This is a genomic window from Candidatus Saganbacteria bacterium (genome assembly GCA_026387835.1).
Lineage (GTDB): Bacteria > Margulisbacteria > WOR-1 > JAKLHX01 > JAKLHX01 > JAPLKZ01.
Map to the genome: position 1 here is coordinate 42,315 of JAPLKZ010000005.1, position 18,810 is coordinate 61,124.

The window sequence follows — 18,810 nt, forward strand, 5'->3', positions numbered from 1 at the left end:
CTTAACTCTGTTTATTCGTAAACTTCTTCAATTCCTCCAGCTTCTTCAATGCTTCGCCTGATCTTATCGCCTGTTCGGCTTTTTTTATCCCTTCAGAAAGGTCCGCGGCCTTCCTTCCCACGACTATTGCCGCAGCCGCGTTCAGTACCGCGATATCATGTTTCGGCCCTTTTTCTTTTCCGGAAAGGACGGCTATGGCGGTCTTTGCGTTGTTGCCCGCTTCCCCGCCGGAAACATCCGACATCCTGCATTTCTTTAGTCCCAATGACTCGGGTTCAATATAGTATTCTTTTATTACACCGCCTTCAAGATATGCGACTTTTGTCCTGTCGGACAAAGAGATCTCGTCGATCCCGTCCATCCCGTGGACTACCATCGCGGTCTCGCAACCCTGGTCTTTGAGCACCTGAGCCATCACAGTAGTAAGACCTGCCGCATACACGCCCATAAGCTGTCCCTTTGTGTTCGCCGGATTGCTTACCGGCCCGAGGATGTTAAAGACGGTCCTTATGCCGATCTCTTTTCTCGCCGGCGCGGCAAACTTCATGGCTTCATGAAATACCGGCGCAAAGATAAAACCGATGCCAACCTCATCGATACAATCCCTTACTTGTTCGGGAGCGATATTTATTTTTATCCCCAAAGCTTCAAGAAGGTCCGCGCTTCCGCATCTTGAAGAGACGGCGCGGTTGCCGTGTTTTGCGACGACCACCCCGGCTCCCGAAGCGATAAAAGCGGACACGGTCGAGATATTAAAAGTTCCCGAGACATCGCCGCCCGTCCCGCAGGTATCCACGAAATATCTCGTCTTCAATTTCAGGGGGACCGCGTGCTGCCTCATGACCTTTGCGAACCCGGAGATCTCCTCGGCTGTCTCGCCTTTGATCCTGAGAGCAGTGATAAGCGAAGCGATCTGGCATGACGTGGTTTTCCCCGTCATTATTTCTTCCATCACGCGGGAAGAATCATCCTTCGTAAGATCTTTTCCGTCGACAAGGGCCTTTATGTATTCCCGTATCATTTAATTCTTTTTAGGGTTGAAAAGCAGGTCAACCGCCTGTCCCTTTACTTTTATCCTCAATGTGAGAGGGTATTCAAGCCTGAAATTAGAGATGAAACATAGTATCCCGTTCCTTTCCGAACCCTTGTAAATAGGCCTGAACGAAAAATAATTATCAATTCCATACTGGATTATCTGCGTTAATTTCCCTTTTGTCGGAGCATCCAGCGCCCCCATGATTGTATTTACCGAGGTATTGATTATCTGGTCCTGTATCGCACTGCTTCCCGGCCCGCCGGCAACAGTGTTCTTGACGCTCTGGACTTCATCCCGGGTCAGCAGCCTTACCGGCTTGAGGTCCCTTCCGTCAAATAAGGCGATAGAATATTCCCCGGGCTCGATATCGGCCCCTGTGTTATTGATCAATTTGACAGACGAGGCGATGATGTAGTTATAGCCGATCATTGCAGCAGAGATCTTTATCTTGTCGCCTGAATAATACGCAAAATCGATGTCTTTATCATTGTAGCAGCCGATCTTTCCGGGGTTTTTTTGAGGCTCGTATTTTTTTGTGTTGTACTGGGATACCTGGGAGCAGCCCAACATAAAAGGAAACAGGCAGATAAAAACAACAAGAACTTTTCTCATATCAGAAACTCCTGCCTACCGAAAAACTGATAGAGTTTGAATTATTATTCTCGTTGCTTTCCCTGACCGTATTATTGTAATCGGCAGTGGCCTTAAATAGGTATTTCTTTCCGGCCGACACTGAATACGTGACCCTGTTGGCGTAGATATTGCCTGGGTCGATCGAAGGGACGTTCTGCTGGATGACCGGCATATTTCCCGTCGTTAAAGCTTCAACCCTGGTTTTAGATGCTTTTGCCGCGGCTTTCCCCTGGTTCTTTACTGTGTAGATGACGTCGACTTTCCCGTCTTTTTTTACGTGGGAATTATCCACCTTAATATCAGTGACGGCAAGGTCGGGCAGGGGAGGCGGTGCGGACAAAGCAGTTGAAGAGATTAATATCATCGCGATCATGCACGCCGGTACGGTCTTTTTCATTTCCTACTCCTTTTTGACCACTCGTTTGATATATTATATCATTTGTCGGGTCGGTGGTATCTTAAATAAATCTTCTGATTTAGATATACGGGGCTGCATCTTGTTTTGAGATATTGTATGAACACGGAACATTTTTGATCATTTGATTGTCTATAATTGTAATAGTCGAGGGAGGGACTCGTGTCAAAACATTCTTTTGATGAAGTATATGACAGCTGCAAAAACAGTGTATGGGGATTGATCTCGAAATATTCATTTACAAAAGAAGACAGGGAAGACATCTTCCAGGAGATATTTTTCAATGTCCATAAAGCTTTGCCGCGTTTCAGGGGGGAATCCTCGATAAAGACCTGGGTCTATAAGATAGCTGTCAACGGGGCGATAAACTATGTCAATAAGCAGAAAAGGCACAGGATGATAGTCAGCGTGCTCAGTAACTTAAGGATATTAGAACATGAGCCGGCTGAAATCGGAGCTGATGTTGAGATGTTAAAGCCGCTTAAAAAGCTCAATCCGCGGCAAAGGATGGTGCTTTTACTGTCGGACGTTGAGGAGAAAAAATTGGAAGAAATATCCGGGATCATGAAGATCCCGGTCGGCACGGTCAAATCAAATCTGCACCGTGCCAGGGAAATAGTAAGAAAGGAAGCGGTAAAAGATGAAAAAATATAATGACTACGGGGAATATATAGATCATCTCAAGGAATATAAGGTTGAGTTCGATGATGTGCGCATGTATTCGCAGATCGAAAGCAGGATGGCCCCGGTCCGGACACCACGCAGGCTGGTAATGGCGGGTGCTTTTACGGTCATTTTGATCGGATCTTTGACATATTTGATCGGGTCCTCCTATCAGCCGGAAAGCGGGGATGTTCTGTCGGAATATGTATTGCAAAGGCCGGCAGCCGAAAATAATTCCGTCATAAATTATGTTTTCAGATAAAGCGGAACTTTTTTTGATGAGTTATAGTCTAACTATATGTAGAATGGTAAAGGAGAAAAAAATGAAAAACTGGTCTTTAACGGCAGCCCTGATGATAATGCTCTTGACAGCCGGAAGTTCTCACGCGTTCCCGCATTTTGGCCCGTCTGCGGAAAAGTTTGTCGAACGGATAGCAAAAGATCTCGGCCTTACCGAAAATCAGAAAAACACTCTTCTTTCCGGAGCAAAGCAGACAGAACTTGAGGAAAAAGATATACATTCAAGCGATAAGGCCATTTTCGAAAAAATAAAGGAAGAACTCCTGAAAGATAACCCTGACCGCAAGACTATACACGAGTGCATCGAACAGATAGGGCAGAACGAAACAAAGATACAAATAAAGCGGATGGACCGGATGATAGATATGCGGAAAATGCTCACCCCCGGGCAAAGGACAAAACTCGAAGCGTTCATGAAAAAAGGAAGAGAACGGGCGGAAGAAAAGTTCAAAAAAATGAAAAAGAACGACCCAAAGCCCGGAGATCCAAACGGGTCAAAATAACACAGCCGATGTATAATATTGTACTTGCCAAATATAACGAAAGATATTATAATTGTTCCAATCAATAACTATGGTTAAAATGATAAAGCCGATTATCAGCAGTTTCCTTCTATGTGCCGCATTTGTTTTCATTATCAGCTTCTATGGATGCGGGGTGTATCCTCCGGCCATAGGCATCATTGTTTCTCCGGCACCGCCCATCATTGTCGGGACCACAGTATCATTATCATGCGAAGCATCAACAACTTCCGGAAATGTATTGACCTATCTTTGGAGCGCCAGCGGGGGAACGCTTTCAAGCACAGCGGGAAGCCTTGTTCAGTGGACTGCTCCTTTAACAGCAGGGACATACACAATAAATGTATCAGTCAGCGACGGATCGCAGTCAAGCTCGGCAACCTCTAACATCAGTGTTATTGTCAATGTTCCCAGCATAACCGTTCTCACCGCGACACCGGCTTCAGTCGGCCTTGGACTAACATCAATCCTTTCATGCGAGGCCACATCGCCGAACGGAAAACCGCTGACATTTATATGGACAGCCGATAAGGGCACGCTTTCGAGCAATTCCGGAAATATTGTTTCGTGGAAGGCTCCCACGACCGCCGGAACCTCAACAATAGGTGTTACCGTTAATGATACCCTCGCTACTGTTTCAGGAACTTTAAAAATAGATGCCACAAGCAATCCATTGATAAACAGCCTTACCGCAACATCTTATTCAATAACAGCGGGACAATCGGTTGTTTTAACATGCGATGCTACGTCTTCTCTTCTCGGGGGCACTGTGACGATCAATTGGGCTGTCAATGCAGGATCCATTTCACCCAGCATAGGTCCAAATGTCACATGGACGACTCTACCGACTCTGGCTGCAGGAACCTATACCATTACTGTAACGGTTACCGATAATGCGACGCTGAAAACTAATACTGCGACTACAAGCATAAATGTTCTTGCGGCGACGGGACCGATTATTCAAAACATCAGTCCTGCTTTGAGTTCCCATGTTGCGCTGAATACAACTTATCCGCTGCAATGCAATGTTACCAATGAAAATGGCGGCCATAATCTTTTTACTTATTCATGGACGAGCAACGCAGGAGGGACTTTCTCTTCCGATACCGGATATTCAACTAACTGGACAAGCCCGGCGAGTATGACAAACCCGACCTCAGTCACGATCACGGTGACTATTACGGACCCTGTTACAGGAATAAGCAAATCAACCACAACTAACAGCACATATCCGTAGTCTTTTATACAGGCCGGTATAAAAACTCTGTTTATTGAGCAAATTAAAAGATATCTGCAATAATTCAGGAACCTTTTGTCCCGCGAATTGTCTAATATAGTATAATTGAATTAAATCTTATGAAGAAATACTTTCATTTAACTTTCGTTAATACAGCGATAGTCACATTTATTTTTCCTTTCTTGTTGTGTCCCTCGTCTTTCGCCCTTTCATGGAAAGATGTCACGTCCCTTACTGAAAATAATAACAATTCCATAAAGAGCGCCCAGAAGCAGGCGGAATCTTCTTACTGGCAGTACAACAGGGCGATGACGGCTTTCCTGCCCCAGATATCCGCGAGCCTGGGCGGGTCGAAGACTAATAATTCTGCCACATCGACGCTGACAAAATCCTATTCATACGGCGTTTCGGCCTCACAGTCTCTTTTTACGGGTTTTAAAAATATCTTTAATCTCCAATCGGCGTACGCCCAGTGGCAGTCGGATAAGGCAAACCTCGACAGCACAAGGTCACAGGTCTATTACGACCTGAGATCCGCTTATGTGAACCTTTTGACCGCCCAGCAGAACGTGGAACTCCAGAAAAAAATAGTGGAAAGAAGAAAATCTAACACAAGGCTCATAGGGCTGAGATACAAGAGCGGTATAGAGGACAAGGGTAATTATTTGATGACCCAGGCGGATGAGGGGCAGTCGGTCTACCGGCTCAGCAGCGCTAAAAGGGATGTGGAGCTCGCGGCACTGAAACTTTCACAGATCACCGGGTCCGATATCGCGACCGTTGAAGACATATCAATTCCCGGGAAACTGACCGACATCGATTATAAAACACTTACAGAAACCTCGGTAGGATACAGGACAGCTAAATATTCCCTTGAACTTGCGGACATAAACAGAAAGAGCACCGTAAACGAATTCCTCCCTTCTGTATCCGTCTCCGGGAACTATTCAAAAAGCGGCTCAAGCTGGCCGCCTTCGAACGATTCGTCGACGATATCCCTTAACATGTCTTACTCTTTATTCCCCGGCGGGAGCAATATAACGGATTATTTCATCAACGGCATAAAATATGACAAGGCCCTTCAGGATTTTGAGAACAGCAAAAAGAACATCCGGTACGGCATCGAGCAGACCGCTCTGGGGTTCAACGACAGTCTCGAGCGGCTTTCCGCCGACAGAACGAGCGCGTCGGCCAGCGGGGAAAGGGCCGAGATAACCCAGGCGAAATATCTGGACGGGCTGGTCACGTTCGACGAATGGAACAGGACGGAGAACGACGGCATTCAGGCGCAGATCACCGCGCTTAACAGCAAAAAGACCGCGCTTGTTTCGCAAGCGGCTTTCTATAATTCTTACGGGGGGATAATAAAATGAGATCTTTTAAGGTTGCGGTCCTGTTGATGCTGGTAGTCTTGGTGACATCCTGTTCAGGTAAAAAAGAAAAAAAGCCTGAGGTAGTAAAAGTGACCAGAGGCAACATCCTTGCGAGCATATCAAGCGTCGGTGAAGTGATGCCGCGCAACAGGCTTGAGATAAAACCGGCTGTATCCGGGAGGATCGACAGTATCTTTGTGAATGAAGGAGATAATGTAAAAAAAGGTCAGATACTTGCACTGGTCAGCTCATCAGACAGGGCCGTCCTTCTTGACAGCGCGGCGGCAAAGGGACCTGAAGAAGTAAAATACTGGGAAGAGGTATATAAACCTTCGCCGGTGATGGCGCCACTCAACGGATTTATCATAAAACGCAGCATGGAACCGGGCCAGTCGATCGATAAAACCTCGCCCGTATTGGTGATGGCGGACCATCTCACAGTGAAAGCCCAGGTGGATGAGACGGACCTCGGCCGTATCAGCCTGGGGCAGAAGGCGACGATAATCCTGGACGCTTATCCGGAGACGAAAATAGACGCTGTAGTGGAGCATATAGCGTACGAATCCGAACAGGTGAACAACGTGACCGTTTACAAGGTCGATGTTCTCCCTTACTCCGTTCCTGCTTACTTCCGCTCTGGAATGAGCGCCACTGTCAACTTTTTCCAGGGAGAAAGAAAGAATATATTGTTACTTCCGTCAAACGCGGTGCGCACGGTCCGCAAAAACCCTTCGGTATTTTTAAAGACTGGCGGTGGCAAAAATTACAGTGTTGTCCAGGTCAAGACCGGGCTGGAAAATGAAAACAGCATCGAGATCGTTTCGGGATTGTCGGAAGAAGCCGAAGTGCTCATTCCTTCTGTAAAGATGGTCCTGGACGCCCAGGACAGTCACCGCGGCCCGCAGGGCCCCTCCATTTTGGGCGGAGGAAGGCGACAATAAATGCCCCTTATCGAGCTTAAAGGGATAAAAAAGACTTACAGGATCGGTGACGAGCAGACCGTTTACGCGCTGAAAGACATCAACCTTTCGATAGAACACGGTGAATTCGTCTCGATAATGGGCGTGTCAGGATCCGGAAAATCCACGCTGCTAGGCATACTCGGGCTTCTGGATAAATCAGACGCGGGACAATATCTTCTTCTCGGTAAAGATATCTCAAAGCTTTCGGACAATGAATACGCGAGACTACGCAACAGATTTTTCGGCTTTATCTTTCAGATGTTCAATCTATTGCCGAGACTTAACGTGCTGGACAACGCGATGATCCCTTTCATCTACAGGCGAGGCGTCAGTCAGGAAGAACGTAAAAACCTTAAAGACATCATCAAAAAGGTAGGCTTAAGCGACAGGATAAACCACAGGCCCAACCAGCTTTCAGGCGGTCAGCAACAGAGGGTTGCGATCGCAAGAGCTCTTTCAAATAATCCTATGGTCATACTTGCTGATGAACCCACCGGCAATCTTGATTCAAAGTCGACTGTCGAGATCATAAATATTCTTAAAGAACTGAACAACGCAGGAAATACCATTATAATGGTCACCCACAACCCGGAACTGGCGGAGGTGTCTTCCCGGGTCATAAAACTGCGGGACGGAGACATAATTTCTGACGAAGTAAAAAGAAAGGGCCCGGCTTCTAAGTCAATAGAACTTTCCTCTCTTAAAGAACCAGGCAGAAAAATATTCTCATTTTCCGAGATAATCAATTATATTTACGAATCATTTATGACCATAAGAGCCAACAAGCTGAGGTCTTTTCTCTCTATCCTCGGCGTCATGATAGGAGTTGCGGCCGTCATCGCGATGCTTGCCGTGGGGACCGGCGCTAAAAAAGAGGTCGAAAAGAGCCTTGCATCGCTGGGGACGAACCTTCTGATGGTAAGAACGTCCAATGTCTCAAGGGGCATCTCGATGGGGACCGATTCCACGACGCGTTTTACATTTGCAGATCTGGAAGCGCTCAAAAAGATAGATGCGGTAAAAAGTGTCGTTCCTTATGCCAGCGGCAGGGCGCAGGTAGTCTTCCAGAACAAGAACTGGAACACGTCCGTCGTCGGGACCGGGACCGATTATCAGGCCGTCAGGGATGCTGTCCCGCAGAACGGAAAATTCTTTTCGCCTGGCGAGTACGCCGGCAGGGCAAAGGTCGCTGTCATCGGGGTCACGGTCGCGAACGAGCTTTTCGGCAGCGAGAACCCCGTGGGGAAACAGATCAGGATCAACCGTATCAGCTTCAAGGTGGTAGGTGTGCTTCCGGAAAAAGGTGTTTCGGGTTTCAGGAACCAGGATGACCAGATAATCGTTCCTGTCACGACAGCGATGTATCGGCTGTTTGGGACGGATTATATAAATTATTTTGACGTCCAGGTGAAGGATGCGGATTCCATGGATTATGTCCTTGAAGAGATACCTGCCGTGATAGTGAAGCTTCACAGGCTCACAGAAGACCAGACGGACAGGATAGAGATCAGGAACATGGCCGACATACAGAAAGCCGCTTCAGAAATGGTCAACACTCTTTCATATCTGCTCGGAGCGATCGCGGCTGTCAGCCTGCTTGTCGGCGGCATAGGGATAATGAATATAATGCTTGTGATGGTGATGGAGCGGACGAGAGAAATAGGTCTCCGCAAATCTTTGGGCGCGGAGAATTCCGACATCATGCTGCAGTTCCTTATCGAAGGAGTGATGATCTGCGTGTTCGGCGGCATCATCGGTATTCTGTTCGGTTCAGGCGTCTCCTGGACGATATCGGCGCTTGCAGGGTGGACAACATATATTTCTATGGGATCTATAATGCTGGCCCTTATTTTTTCAGTACTTACAGGTCTTATATTCAGTCTGTGGCCCGCCTGGCGCGCGGCAAAACTCCTGCCGATAGTCGCACTGAGGTATGAATAACTCTTTCTGAAAATAAAGCCGCGGGGAGACCCGCGGCTGTAATGCCGATTATTTCTTGATCGTGGAGAACCCCAGCAGATGATAAAGACCGCAATATCCTATCGCGCTTGTAACAAGCGCTATCGCTGCGACGATCCATAACACCACCGCCCATATACCCGACACCGCGCCTGACAGGCAGACCGCCGCCAGCAACACCGCGATGACAAGTCTTATTATCCTGTCGGTATTCGATAAATTCTTAAGCATAATATCACCCCCTCATTGTTCAGATCAAATATTGAAATACGGATCGTTCCGATCATTATGACACATTACAATATTTTGGCAATAATTATTTTATGAAGCTAGATATTTTGAAAAGAGTCGCGTAGAAAGACGAAGTAAAACTGTGAAACTAATAAACGTATCGTTTTGTCCTGAAAAAAGACTGCTAGCTGGTAAAAAATCCCTAACCTCTAGGTGACAGCAGTTGAATTATTACGGTTGCTTAGTGACGGGAGCTGGTGAACTCATCCCCGCTTCCAAGCAGGTAAGATTCTTCTCTTTCGGTTGTCCGGTCGGTTGCGTTTGAACATTTTTAGCGAAATATCTCTCAACTGTCTCAGAGAGTAGCATTGCAGCTTCCTTTAGTCCCGCAAATGAAAACAAGCTTGCTTTTACACCTGCAACTCCAGCTGCATTTGGATTTATGCCGTCAACCATATTCCTTTTCCTCCTTTTATTTGATCAGGGTCAAGTCTTTCAATCACTCCATAGTCTTAATTCTTTATCGAAGATATCAAAGGAAAACTTGCATCGAAAAAAGGGGGGGAAACGTATAGCCGTATTTCTTATTGAATACAATGTCCCCTTACATTATAATGTAGCTTAAAGAGAGGGAAAATGATGAGAAAAGCGGTTTTGGCGGTTCTGCTGGTATTGGGCATATTTTCCGTTTCTTTTGGCGTGGGTATCATCAGCCCGGAACCCGTCCCTGTAGGCGGAATGATAAGCCCGCCGGGTGCGGACATTGTCAGCCCGGAAAGCGGTCCGATAAGCGGGATAACAAGTTCTTTAGAAGCGGGTATCATCAGACTGGAAAGCGGATTTATCAGCGGGATGTACAGCGACGGCCTGCACATATTTCTAGGGATCCCTTATGCGGTGCCGCCTGTCGGAGACCTGCGCTGGAAAGAGCCACAGCCTGTAGAACCCTGGGAAGATGTAAGAGAGTGTATCTCCTTCGGGCCCTCCTGCCCGCAGCCGCAAAGTAAGAATGTCGGAAAAACAAGCGAGAACTGTCTTTATCTTAACGTCTGGACACCCGCGACAAGTGAGAGCGACAAACTGCCGGTAATGGTCTTTATCCACGGCGGCGGCTGGTCGATGGGTTCCGGCTCGATGCCAAAGTATAACGGGACCAATCTGGCGAAAAAAGGCGTCGTGTTCGTCAATTTTAATTACCGCCTAGGCCCGTTCGGCTTTTTTGTCCATCCCAAGCTGGCAGAGGAATCGCCTAATGGCGTTTCGGGTAATTACGGCCTGTTAGACCAGATCGCCGCGCTCAAGTGGGTCAAAAATAATATCGCGGCGTTCGGCGGCGATCCCGGCAACGTAACCATATTCGGGGAATCTGCAGGCTCGAAGGCGGTTTCGCTCCACATGATCAGTCCGCTCTCGGCAGGACTCTTCAGGCGGGGCATCTGCGAGAGCGGCGGGCCTTACGGCGAAGAATATATATTTCCCCAGGCTGACGGCAAGATGCATAAAGCGATCAGAGAGGCGGAAAAGCTTATGGTAAAGCTCAAATGCAATAAGGCAAGCGACCCGATCGCGGCCATGCGCGCCAGATCGGCCGACGAGATCATCAGGGCCTATCCGTTCGCTCTGACACCGTTCTCGCCCGGCTTGAAGTTCGCCCCGGTGGTAGACGGTTATGTCATCCCCGACGATCCCCAGACAATGTATTCTCAGGATAAGAACTGTGACCTCCCGCTGATGATCGGTTCAAACGCTGACGAGGGTACGGCTTTTTACCGGCCGATGAAGGTCTCCGATTATAAGAAGTGGATCGTGTTGCAGTTCGGAAGCCATCTCCGCGAGGTGCTGGCTATGTTCCCTGCAAAAAAAACCGCTGATGTCAGGCCTGCATTCGACCGCCTTGCAAGCGTAGCGATCTTTACGGAGCCGGCAAGGTTTGTCGCCCGGTCCCGGGAAGGAAGGAGTTCTAAGACCTACCTGTACTACTTCTCAAGGGTCTCTCCGACCGCTTTCGGCAAGAAAATGGGGGCAACTCACGGCGCGGAGCTTTTGTACGTTTTTGGGAACGTAAAGAAAGAATTAGGTCTTTATGACGCGGATATCTCTCTTTCTGAAAATATCATGGATTACTGGGTGAATTTTGCAAAGACAGGAAACCCTAACGGGCCGGGTCTGCCCGTGTGGCCGGCCTATGACAGCAAATCCGACGAGAATATCGAATTCGGGGACCAGATCTGGATAGATACACATCTTCTAAAAAAAGAATGCGATCTTATCCGTAAAATTCAGTAAGAATGGCCGGCAACATTACTCCTTAATCAAAGATCTCCCTGCTTAATTCTTTTATGCCGGTTTTTTTTACTGAAGAATACGGAATAACCTTGTGGCATAAAGAAATATCATAGACCTCCTGAAGTCGTTCTTTGAGTTTTGAAGGCCTTATTTTGTCTGTTTTATTCGCGACAATTACAATGTCCTTTTGATGTTCTTCTAAAGCCTGAAGCGTTTCAATGTCGCTGTCTGTCAGGCCCGCCTTTGCGTCTATGATGAGCACGACTCTTTTCTGTTCATAATGCGATTTAAACAGGTACCAGTTGATCAGGGCCTGAAGCTGATCCTTCTTTTCTCTCGAATCCCCGGAAAATCCGTATCCCGGCAGGTCAAGAAAATAAAAGCTTTCATTTATTAAAAATACATTTATCTGCTGGGTCCGCCCCGGAAAAGAGCTGGTCCTGGCCAGGGCCTTCCGGTCAGTCAAAGAATTGATGACGCTGGATTTGCCCACATTTGAGCGGCCGATGAAAGCGATCTGCGGGATGCCGTCATCTAAGGTCTTATCGGGTCCCACTATCCCCTTTATGAACTTTGCAGAGGTTATCTTCATAAATGTAAATGAAATGAAAATCTCAAGAGTTTTCTGCTAAAGACCCTGCCTCGCGGCCAAATTTCAGATTGAACCGGTAACGATCATATTATATAATCAATTATCATGATCTGACAAGGAGGACCTGGATGAAAAAACTGTCTTATTTTGTTTTGGCGCTTTATTTCTTTGCCGCTCTGCTCCTTTGTTCCCATGCCGCGATAAAAACGGCTTTTGTCTCTGAGTTCGAAGGCGGCAAGCTTTATAAAGCGGGAGCGATAAACGTTGTGGTGATGAAGGGTAATTTCAGGCAGATGGGCAGGCAGTACGGAGCCCTTTTGAAAAGTGAAATGAACGAGTTCTATGATCTGGCCGTGACAAAGACCCTGATAGGGGAGAAAAAAGCTCCATACAAAGAACTGCTGGAAATGTGCAAAGAAGCTTTAGACCGCAATCCCTATTACGTGAAAGAATGGGTCCGCGGTATGAGTGAGACATCGGGTCTGGGACTTGAAAAGCAGATTATCGTCAGCGAGGCTCTCGGCGCAATTATCATGGCGCCGGCCGGCTCCTGCTCCGGAATGATCGCCTGGAAAGATTATTCGCGCGGCGGCTCGACCGTTGCGGGAAGGAACTGGGATCTCGGGACTATGGCTATAATCCCTTACCAGAAATTCCTGACAGTGAATGAATTCAAATTCCGCACTTATGTCCATGATGCTTGACTCCAGCACAATAGATCAGGCCGATGCTTTTTTCGATGCCGTCAGACCGCAGGGAGGTCTAATAATCAACGTCGCGGATGCCAAAAAAGCTTACTGCTATGAATGGGCGACCTCGGATTACCGCAGGAGAGTGGACGATGAGAAGGGGCTTGTCGCGGATTCGAACGATTTTATCGCTGCTTCCTGGCCGGTAGCAAGGGATCTGCCGGACGGAAAGGCCGCGGGGTTCACCAAGGAAAGGCGTCTAAATCTTTTTGCAATGGGAAAAAAGAATAAGGGCAGCATCGATGCCAAAAAGATGATGGAGATATTTGATAAAACCATCCCTGAAGGCGGCCCGAGCTTCGATAAGGCCAGCGGGTTAAAAACATATTACACGATCGTCGCTATTCCCAAAGACCTGAAGATCTGGCTGAATGTCAGGGACTTTCAGGGATGGACGGAGATAGACCTGAAAAATTATTTTGAATAATGGCTAAATACGCTATTGCTGCTCTGACAATATTTATTTGCCTGGTGGCGGGATGTGCAAATAGAACACAGACTGGTCTTGATAATCCGGATCTCGACAATATGGTCAAAACGCAGTGGGCAAACTATGCCAGCAGCAAACCAACCTGGGAAGGAGAAGTGTCTATCTATATCACGACCCCCAAGGGCAATTATTTTTCCGCCAGCAACCTTGGAAGCGGCGCAGGCAGCAAAGTCCACTTCCGCGGGGCAAGCACTACAAAAACCTTTACAGCCGCTTCTATAATGCTGCTTCAACAGCAGGGAAAACTTAACATAGATGATAAAATAACAGATCTGATCCCGGGCTCCAGCGAGCCTTATGTGCCAAATACGGCAAACTATGCTATCCCTTACAAAGACAAGATCACGATAAGGATGATACTCAAACACCGCGCGGGAATATGGGACATCAGTAATTCCGACATACCGGCGACATCAGAAGTGCCGTACGCCGGCCAAAATTATGTAAGTTATATCGAGAGATCTGACTGCGTTCATACCTTTACTTTTGATGAACTGGTCGGAGTCGTGGCGATAAACAAACTGAGTTATTTTGTTCCGGACAGCGCATACCATTACAGCGATACCGGCTATTCCATATTAGGCAAGATCATTGAGAGGGTGTCAGGACAAAGCTACGATCAATTTATCCGGAAGAATTTTTTAGAAACAAATGGTCTGAATGAAACCTATTTTCCAAAGCTCGGCAACCAGACAACATTGCCGGAACCCTTTGCCAGGGGCTATTCCTATGGGGGAGGTATAGTTTTAGAAACGACCGAGGATAATATGTCTCCCCACGTCGCCGAGGGGAATGTTATCTCAACGGATGCGGACCTGGCCGTTTGGATCAGGCGTCTTATGAGGGGAGAAGCGGGACTGAAGGCTTCTACCGTCCAAATGATGACGGAAGGAACAAAAGGCAAAAAATACGGACTGGGAATATCTTATGTCCCGGGATTGGGATACGGACATGACGGAGGCCATGCCGGTTACGCGACTGTTGTCAAATATGATCCGGTCCAGGACGTTACAGTAGTGATGTCCGCTTCTGTTATAAACTTTGGTGATCTGGTCCCTTACTATGACTTCTTGCATGATCTCGGCCGCAAAGCGAAAAATATCCTCGGTTATTCAACTGCGGAGGCGAGCCCGCTTTAGCATGAAAAAGACCGCTAAGGTCATATATTTTTGTCACTAAGCAGACGACCTCCGTGCAGCAGATGCAGTGGATGAACGAGTTCTTTAAAAAATATAAACTGGAAGATTACTGGGAAGAGTGAGACGACATTAGAGTTTTTACGCTTTTCCCTTTCGTGATAGAATATTCTTGACAGGAGATCAATCTAATATGGAAACCTATCTTAACGCTTTTCTCAGTGCATCCGCACATTACGCGCCGAATATAATCGCGGCGATAGTCATTTATATCTTAGGCCGGTGGGTGGCTTCGATCGCGGCGAAGATGACAGAAAGAATACTGACCGTCCAGAAGATCAACCTGACCTTTGTCTCATTCGTAAAGAACACGGCCTATTACGGGATCATGACCTTTGTCGTGATCATCATCCTGAACAAGCTCGGGGTGGAGACGACTTCCTTTCTCGCGATCCTGGGCGCAGCCGGCCTGGCCGTTGCCCTGGCCCTTCAGGGATCGCTCTCGAACTTTGCCGCAGGTGTCATGATAATATTTTTTCAGCCTTTTAACATAGGGGACTATATAGAAGCGGCAGGGGCCTCTGGTGTCGGAGGGGTCCAGGGCAGGGTAGATGAGATACAGATATTCAATACCATCATGTCCAACGGGAATAAAAAAATGATCGTGCCCAACTCAAAGATAACTGCTGATATAATAACGATACACGCCGACAAAAAAGGCTGATTCCATTTTTAAAAAGGAGAAAAGATAGTGAAGAAATTATTTATTCTGATCTTTTCGGTTTGTCTTTTAATCCCGTCGACAGCGTCCGCCTGCACAGATTTTGTGGTCAAGGCAAAAGATAATACGGTCGTCAACGGCCGCTCCATGGAATTTCCGATCGACCTCAAATCCGAGATCCTGATCATTCCCAGAGGAATTCAACACACGTGCGCAGATAAAAAAGGGATCAGAGGTTCCAATTGGACGTCTAAATACGGTTTCTTGGGCATCAACGCATTCGGGCTTAAAGATTGTTTTGTTGAAGGGTTCAATGAGAAGGGGCTGGCTGTGGGAGGACTGATGTTCGGCGATGCAAAGTACCAGAAAGCGGCCCCGGGCAAATTTGTCCCGGTTGATTCTCTGGCCGCATGGATCCTGGGGAACTTTGCAACGGTAGATGATGTAAAGGCGGCGCTTCCTACAGTAACGGTCTGCGATACTGACGTTAAGAAACTTAAAAGTCTGGGAATGCACATCGCAGTTCATGATGCCACAGGGAAAAATCTTGTGATCGAATTCATCGGCGGGCAAATAAAAGTATATGACAACCCCCTTGGCGTTATGACCAACAGTCCTGACTTTCCCTGGCAGATGACCAATCTAAGGAACTATATCAATCTTGATTCCCTCAATAGAGCGCCAAAGACATTGAACAGCGTAAGGATCGAGCCGACAGGGGTTGGCAGCGGATTGCTTGGACTTCCGGGGGATTGGACCCCGCCTTCCCGCTTTGTCCGCATGGCTATCTGCAAGGATACCGCTCTCAAGCCCGGGAATGCAAAAGAAGCAGTAAATCTTGCGGAACATTTGTTGAATATGGTGGATATTCCCAAAGGAGCGATCAAAGAAAAACCAGAGTCTTTCATCACTATGTACGGTTACGCCCAATGGGTGCTGATAAAAGACTTAACAAACAAAGTGCTTTATTACAAGACCTATGATAATTCAGCATGGAAATCCGTTGACCTTAAAAAATTCGATCTAAAACCCGGGGCGGCAATAAGATCCATTGCTATAGACAGCAACATCCTGTCGGTTACAGATGTAAGCGGACAGCTGAAATAGCATTCATCAATAACTTCGTGTCTTAATGGCAGTGATGGCAGTGCTCTCCTTCTTCGGGAAGAGGGTTGTCCATTTCTTTGAGCATAGCGGGCCCTCCCGTTTTCAGGAACCTGAAAAGCATCACTAATGATAGAAGGATGAAGATGATGTTCAGGACCGTCGTATAATTGAAAGTTATCATCATGTGCATCGCTTCAAAGTTCCGTCTTGCCGGTATAAGGTTAAAATATCCGAATATCATCTCTACCAGAAATCCGGCAAGCGCCATGGCGGCGTATGAAGTGAAGAAAAGAAATACCATCATCCTGCTGCCGTAGTATTTCCTGTAAATGTTGAGTATTGGTATGATCAAGAGGTCCGCGAAAATAAAGGATATGACCCCGCCAAAACTGATGCCTCCCGCCCAGAGGATCGCGGCAAGAGGGACATTGCCGATCGAGCAGACGAATGAGAGCATGGAGACGAGCGGCCCGATAAGAGGGCCCCAGAGTTTTGCGAGAAGATCGTTATTTGAAAAGAAAAACGACTGCCAGAAATTATCGGGCACGCAGACTGCCAGGACACTGGCGATGCCAAGTCCGAGCAGGATATCTTTCCAGAGCGAGTACCAGTCCATGAAGAAATAATGTGTTGTTGCGGTATAGCCCTTTGATGAGAACATCCTCTGAAAAATGCTACCTTCCGAAAGCGACATATCCATAGCCGCATGGCCTTCCATGGAGCCGGGCAGTCTTTTATTTGCCTGAACAAAAGCCTCGTCGACCATCTGTTTTTTCAGGAATATCCTGAACAGCAAAGCAAGCGTTATTATCATCAGCGGCCCGCCGACGAACTCCGCAAGGGTGAACTGCCAGCCGAGGAGGACTGCCATGATGATGCCGAGCTCAAGCACGAGGTTCGTGGATGCGAATTCAAAAGCGATCGTAGCCGTGAAGTTCGCGCCCTTGCGGAACATGGACCTGGCGATTGCGGTTGCCGCATAAGAACAGGAGGAAGATGCCGCGCCCAAGCCGGCCGCAATGGTAAGGGTCTTAGGCGAATTGTCCGGAAGAAGCTTTGCCATTTCTTTTTTGGACACGATTGCCTGTATCAACGCGGAGATACCGAACCCGAGTATCAGCGCCCACAGGATCTCCCAGAACATCGCGAACAGATAAAAAATAAACTGGAGGACTTTATCTATTGCCATCATATAGATAATAATATAATACTGATGACCGGTCAATCGTATCATGTTAGAATATGTTTAACTTAAGATCATGAAAAGAAACCTGTTTATATCATTATTGCTTTTATGCCTGATCTGTCCTTCCGCTATCGCTGAGGGTAAAAGTCTTTCTTTCGGGATCGGTATCCCGCATTTCGTAAGCGGCTATTATCTTATGAAAGCCGGCAGGGGCCTTGAGCTGGGATACGGCGCAGGAGGTCTTTATATCCCGCCGATGAAACAGGCCTGCGGCGCGGATGTCATGATAAACGGGCTGAACATAGAAGCGATGCTGAGGAAATATATCATCAGTGATCTCTTTGCCGGTGCCAGGGTGGGATATCAGATATTTACGGCGCATTCTATACAGGAGGTCAATCCGCCTTTCTATGATTCGACCATCGGCCTGCGGGGCTTCTATCTGACGCCGTCGATCGGATACAATTTCAGGCTGAAAGGCTTCTCGATCATACCCGAGGTCGGGGTCCAGATACCTCTGGCATTTGAAAAATATGAAACAAAGGTAGGGCCCGGAGACCTGGAACCTTCGGTGAAGCAGGTTGTTAATGACAACATCAACAGAATGAATGCGGCCATGCCTTTTATCCAGATAAATTTCGGTTTTGCTTTTTAAGGCGATAAAGTCTTAAAATTAATCCAAGCAAATACCCTGTTGATTTCTAAGACAGCCCGTGTTATCATATAGAAGTCGGGATTAATGATTGAGAATTAAAAAGGTCTCTGCTTCTTTTTGTGAGTGTCACCACGCAAACTGGTCCACTAAATCATTATTCAGCAGAAAAATCTAACAAAGGAGTTTTTATACATGAAAAGCATATTCGTAGGTAACCTTCCCTGGTCAGCCACGGACGCGGAAATGACGGAAAAATTTTCCCAGTTCGGCAACGTGATATCGGCCAGAATAGTGAACGATAAGTTCACCGGAAAGTCGCGCGGATTTGGTTTTGTTGATATGGAAGACGCGGATGCCGCAAAAGCTATAGCCGGGATGACCGGTTACAAGTGGGGCGACCGTGAACTGACAGTCAATGAAGGCAGACCCAAGACCGACCGCCCGAGAGACGGCGGCGGCGGCGAAAGACGTTCATTCAACAGATATTAATTTTAGTATCTTAGATTGATCCAGACCCCTGCTTCGGCAGGGGTCTTTTTTTATCAGATGCAGCGAAAA

22 protein-coding genes are annotated in these 18,810 nt (G+C 47.3%); 15 read left to right on the plus strand and 7 right to left on the minus strand.

Annotated elements, in window-relative coordinates; translation table 11 throughout:
* Position 1: 1 nt before the first annotated feature.
* Genes trpD through NTZ10_01115 form a run of 3 tightly spaced genes read right to left on the minus strand, consistent with a single transcriptional unit; the run spans position 2 to position 2,066 of the window.
* Entirely contained in the window at positions 2 to 1,021 is a 1,020-nt protein-coding gene (gene trpD / locus NTZ10_01105) for an anthranilate phosphoribosyltransferase (GenBank protein MCX5748831.1), read from the minus strand.
* Positions 1,022 to 1,648 (minus strand): hypothetical protein, encoded by a 627-nt coding sequence (locus tag NTZ10_01110; protein MCX5748832.1) that lies wholly within the window; start codon positions 1,646 to 1,648, stop codon positions 1,022 to 1,024.
* A 1-nt stretch (position 1,649) separates the two neighbouring features.
* Positions 1,650 to 2,066, minus strand: a complete 417-nt coding sequence (locus NTZ10_01115; protein ID MCX5748833.1) for a hypothetical protein — start codon at positions 2,064 to 2,066, stop codon at positions 1,650 to 1,652.
* A gap of 180 nt (positions 2,067 to 2,246) precedes the next feature.
* Between NTZ10_01115 and NTZ10_01120 the strand changes: the two genes are divergently transcribed.
* The 7 genes from NTZ10_01120 to NTZ10_01150 all read left to right on the plus strand — a co-directional run bounded on the left by NTZ10_01120 (position 2,247) and on the right by NTZ10_01150 (position 9,081).
* The gene (locus tag NTZ10_01120; protein ID MCX5748834.1) at positions 2,247 to 2,738 is read left to right on the plus strand and encodes a sigma-70 family RNA polymerase sigma factor; all 492 of its coding nucleotides are present in this window, start codon (positions 2,247 to 2,249) and stop codon (positions 2,736 to 2,738) included.
* Positions 2,725 to 3,009: a hypothetical protein gene (locus NTZ10_01125; protein ID MCX5748835.1), complete on the plus strand. Its 285-nt coding sequence runs from the start codon at positions 2,725 to 2,727 to the stop codon at positions 3,007 to 3,009. Before NTZ10_01120 ends, NTZ10_01125 begins: the two co-directional genes overlap by 14 nt.
* Before the next feature lie 61 nt (positions 3,010 to 3,070).
* Complete coding sequence (locus NTZ10_01130) at positions 3,071 to 3,550, plus strand: Spy/CpxP family protein refolding chaperone (protein ID MCX5748836.1); 480 nt, start codon at positions 3,071 to 3,073, stop codon at positions 3,548 to 3,550.
* A gap of 79 nt (positions 3,551 to 3,629) precedes the next feature.
* Entirely contained in the window at positions 3,630 to 4,805 is a 1,176-nt protein-coding gene (locus tag NTZ10_01135) for a hypothetical protein (GenBank protein MCX5748837.1), read from the plus strand.
* Positions 4,806 to 4,924: 119 nt separating this feature from the next.
* Positions 4,925 to 6,178: a TolC family protein gene (locus NTZ10_01140; protein MCX5748838.1), complete on the plus strand. Its 1,254-nt coding sequence runs from the start codon at positions 4,925 to 4,927 to the stop codon at positions 6,176 to 6,178.
* Positions 6,175 to 7,119: an efflux RND transporter periplasmic adaptor subunit gene (locus NTZ10_01145; GenBank protein ID MCX5748839.1), complete on the plus strand. Its 945-nt coding sequence runs from the start codon at positions 6,175 to 6,177 to the stop codon at positions 7,117 to 7,119. The genes NTZ10_01140 and NTZ10_01145 overlap by 4 nt, the downstream gene beginning before the upstream one ends.
* Positions 7,120 to 9,081, plus strand: a complete 1,962-nt coding sequence (locus tag NTZ10_01150; GenBank protein ID MCX5748840.1) for an ABC transporter permease — start codon at positions 7,120 to 7,122, stop codon at positions 9,079 to 9,081.
* 48 nt (positions 9,082 to 9,129) lie between these two features.
* Here the strand turns inward: NTZ10_01150 and NTZ10_01155 are convergent, their stop codons facing one another.
* Positions 9,130 to 9,330 (minus strand): DUF2892 domain-containing protein, encoded by a 201-nt coding sequence (locus tag NTZ10_01155; protein MCX5748841.1) that lies wholly within the window; start codon positions 9,328 to 9,330, stop codon positions 9,130 to 9,132.
* Positions 9,331 to 9,561: 231 nt separating this feature from the next.
* Positions 9,562 to 9,786 carry a hypothetical protein gene (locus tag NTZ10_01160; GenBank protein MCX5748842.1) on the minus strand — a complete coding sequence of 75 codons (225 nt, stop codon included), beginning with the start codon at positions 9,784 to 9,786 and terminating at the stop codon, positions 9,562 to 9,564.
* A gap of 183 nt (positions 9,787 to 9,969) precedes the next feature.
* Here NTZ10_01160 and NTZ10_01165 point away from each other — a divergent pair, with 183 nt between their 5' ends.
* Positions 9,970 to 11,616, plus strand: coding sequence for a carboxylesterase family protein (locus tag NTZ10_01165; GenBank protein MCX5748843.1), 1,647 nt, complete (start codon positions 9,970 to 9,972; stop codon positions 11,614 to 11,616).
* Positions 11,617 to 11,638: 22 nt separating this feature from the next.
* Here NTZ10_01165 and yihA read toward each other — a convergent pair whose 3' ends face one another.
* Positions 11,639 to 12,208, minus strand: coding sequence for a ribosome biogenesis GTP-binding protein YihA/YsxC (yihA, locus tag NTZ10_01170; GenBank protein ID MCX5748844.1), 570 nt, complete (start codon positions 12,206 to 12,208; stop codon positions 11,639 to 11,641).
* A gap of 128 nt (positions 12,209 to 12,336) precedes the next feature.
* On the opposite strand from yihA, the gene NTZ10_01175 reads away from it, so the two are divergent.
* From NTZ10_01175 to NTZ10_01195, 5 genes are all read left to right on the plus strand, one after another.
* Positions 12,337 to 12,912 carry a hypothetical protein gene (locus tag NTZ10_01175; protein MCX5748845.1) on the plus strand — a complete coding sequence of 192 codons (576 nt, stop codon included), beginning with the start codon at positions 12,337 to 12,339 and terminating at the stop codon, positions 12,910 to 12,912.
* Positions 12,905 to 13,384 (plus strand): hypothetical protein, encoded by a 480-nt coding sequence (locus tag NTZ10_01180; protein ID MCX5748846.1) that lies wholly within the window; start codon positions 12,905 to 12,907, stop codon positions 13,382 to 13,384. Before NTZ10_01175 ends, NTZ10_01180 begins: the two co-directional genes overlap by 8 nt.
* Positions 13,384 to 14,586, plus strand: a complete 1,203-nt coding sequence (locus tag NTZ10_01185; protein MCX5748847.1) for a serine hydrolase — start codon at positions 13,384 to 13,386, stop codon at positions 14,584 to 14,586. The genes NTZ10_01180 and NTZ10_01185 overlap by 1 nt, the downstream gene beginning before the upstream one ends.
* A gap of 190 nt (positions 14,587 to 14,776) precedes the next feature.
* Positions 14,777 to 15,307, plus strand: coding sequence for a mechanosensitive ion channel (locus NTZ10_01190; GenBank protein MCX5748848.1), 531 nt, complete (start codon positions 14,777 to 14,779; stop codon positions 15,305 to 15,307).
* A 27-nt stretch (positions 15,308 to 15,334) separates the two neighbouring features.
* A complete protein-coding gene (locus NTZ10_01195) occupies positions 15,335 to 16,411 on the plus strand; it encodes a choloylglycine hydrolase family protein (GenBank protein MCX5748849.1) in 1,077 nt (358 codons plus the stop codon).
* 22 nt (positions 16,412 to 16,433) lie between these two features.
* Here NTZ10_01195 and NTZ10_01200 read toward each other — a convergent pair whose 3' ends face one another.
* Positions 16,434 to 17,603 carry a permease gene (locus tag NTZ10_01200; GenBank protein ID MCX5748850.1) on the minus strand — a complete coding sequence of 390 codons (1,170 nt, stop codon included), beginning with the start codon at positions 17,601 to 17,603 and terminating at the stop codon, positions 16,434 to 16,436.
* Between the two features lie 67 nt (positions 17,604 to 17,670).
* On the opposite strand from NTZ10_01200, the gene NTZ10_01205 reads away from it, so the two are divergent.
* Together NTZ10_01205 and NTZ10_01210 are read left to right on the plus strand one after the other, a co-directional pair.
* Positions 17,671 to 18,252, plus strand: coding sequence for a hypothetical protein (locus NTZ10_01205; protein ID MCX5748851.1), 582 nt, complete (start codon positions 17,671 to 17,673; stop codon positions 18,250 to 18,252).
* 192 nt (positions 18,253 to 18,444) lie between these two features.
* Positions 18,445 to 18,741, plus strand: coding sequence for an RNA-binding protein (locus NTZ10_01210; GenBank protein ID MCX5748852.1), 297 nt, complete (start codon positions 18,445 to 18,447; stop codon positions 18,739 to 18,741).
* Positions 18,742 to 18,810: the final 69 nt, after the last annotated feature.

What these genes read in the sequence shown, in the direction of transcription:
- trpD (MCX5748831.1), bottom strand. Translation starts at nt 1,021, where the DNA reads ATGATACGGGAATACATAAAGGCCCTTGTCGACGGAAAAGATCTTACG.
- NTZ10_01110 (MCX5748832.1), bottom strand. Translation starts at nt 1,648, where the DNA reads ATGAGAAAAGTTCTTGTTGTTTTTATCTGCCTGTTTCCTTTTATGTTG.
- NTZ10_01115 (MCX5748833.1), bottom strand. Translation starts at nt 2,066, where the DNA reads ATGAAAAAGACCGTACCGGCGTGCATGATCGCGATGATATTAATCTCT.
- NTZ10_01125 (MCX5748835.1), top strand. Translation starts at nt 2,725, where the DNA reads ATGAAAAAATATAATGACTACGGGGAATATATAGATCATCTCAAGGAA.
- NTZ10_01130 (MCX5748836.1), top strand. Translation starts at nt 3,071, where the DNA reads ATGAAAAACTGGTCTTTAACGGCAGCCCTGATGATAATGCTCTTGACA.
- NTZ10_01135 (MCX5748837.1), top strand. Translation starts at nt 3,630, where the DNA reads ATGATAAAGCCGATTATCAGCAGTTTCCTTCTATGTGCCGCATTTGTT.
- NTZ10_01140 (MCX5748838.1), top strand. Translation starts at nt 4,925, where the DNA reads ATGAAGAAATACTTTCATTTAACTTTCGTTAATACAGCGATAGTCACA.
- NTZ10_01145 (MCX5748839.1), top strand. Translation starts at nt 6,175, where the DNA reads ATGAGATCTTTTAAGGTTGCGGTCCTGTTGATGCTGGTAGTCTTGGTG.
- NTZ10_01150 (MCX5748840.1), top strand. Translation starts at nt 7,120, where the DNA reads ATGCCCCTTATCGAGCTTAAAGGGATAAAAAAGACTTACAGGATCGGT.
- NTZ10_01155 (MCX5748841.1), bottom strand. Translation starts at nt 9,330, where the DNA reads ATGCTTAAGAATTTATCGAATACCGACAGGATAATAAGACTTGTCATC.
- NTZ10_01160 (MCX5748842.1), bottom strand. Translation starts at nt 9,786, where the DNA reads ATGGTTGACGGCATAAATCCAAATGCAGCTGGAGTTGCAGGTGTAAAA.
- NTZ10_01165 (MCX5748843.1), top strand. Translation starts at nt 9,970, where the DNA reads ATGAGAAAAGCGGTTTTGGCGGTTCTGCTGGTATTGGGCATATTTTCC.
- yihA (MCX5748844.1), bottom strand. Translation starts at nt 12,208, where the DNA reads ATGAAGATAACCTCTGCAAAGTTCATAAAGGGGATAGTGGGACCCGAT.
- NTZ10_01175 (MCX5748845.1), top strand. Translation starts at nt 12,337, where the DNA reads ATGAAAAAACTGTCTTATTTTGTTTTGGCGCTTTATTTCTTTGCCGCT.
- NTZ10_01180 (MCX5748846.1), top strand. Translation starts at nt 12,905, where the DNA reads ATGCTTGACTCCAGCACAATAGATCAGGCCGATGCTTTTTTCGATGCC.
- NTZ10_01185 (MCX5748847.1), top strand. Translation starts at nt 13,384, where the DNA reads ATGGCTAAATACGCTATTGCTGCTCTGACAATATTTATTTGCCTGGTG.
- NTZ10_01190 (MCX5748848.1), top strand. Translation starts at nt 14,777, where the DNA reads ATGGAAACCTATCTTAACGCTTTTCTCAGTGCATCCGCACATTACGCG.
- NTZ10_01200 (MCX5748850.1), bottom strand. Translation starts at nt 17,603, where the DNA reads ATGATGGCAATAGATAAAGTCCTCCAGTTTATTTTTTATCTGTTCGCG.
- NTZ10_01205 (MCX5748851.1), top strand. Translation starts at nt 17,671, where the DNA reads ATGAAAAGAAACCTGTTTATATCATTATTGCTTTTATGCCTGATCTGT.
- NTZ10_01210 (MCX5748852.1), top strand. Translation starts at nt 18,445, where the DNA reads ATGAAAAGCATATTCGTAGGTAACCTTCCCTGGTCAGCCACGGACGCG.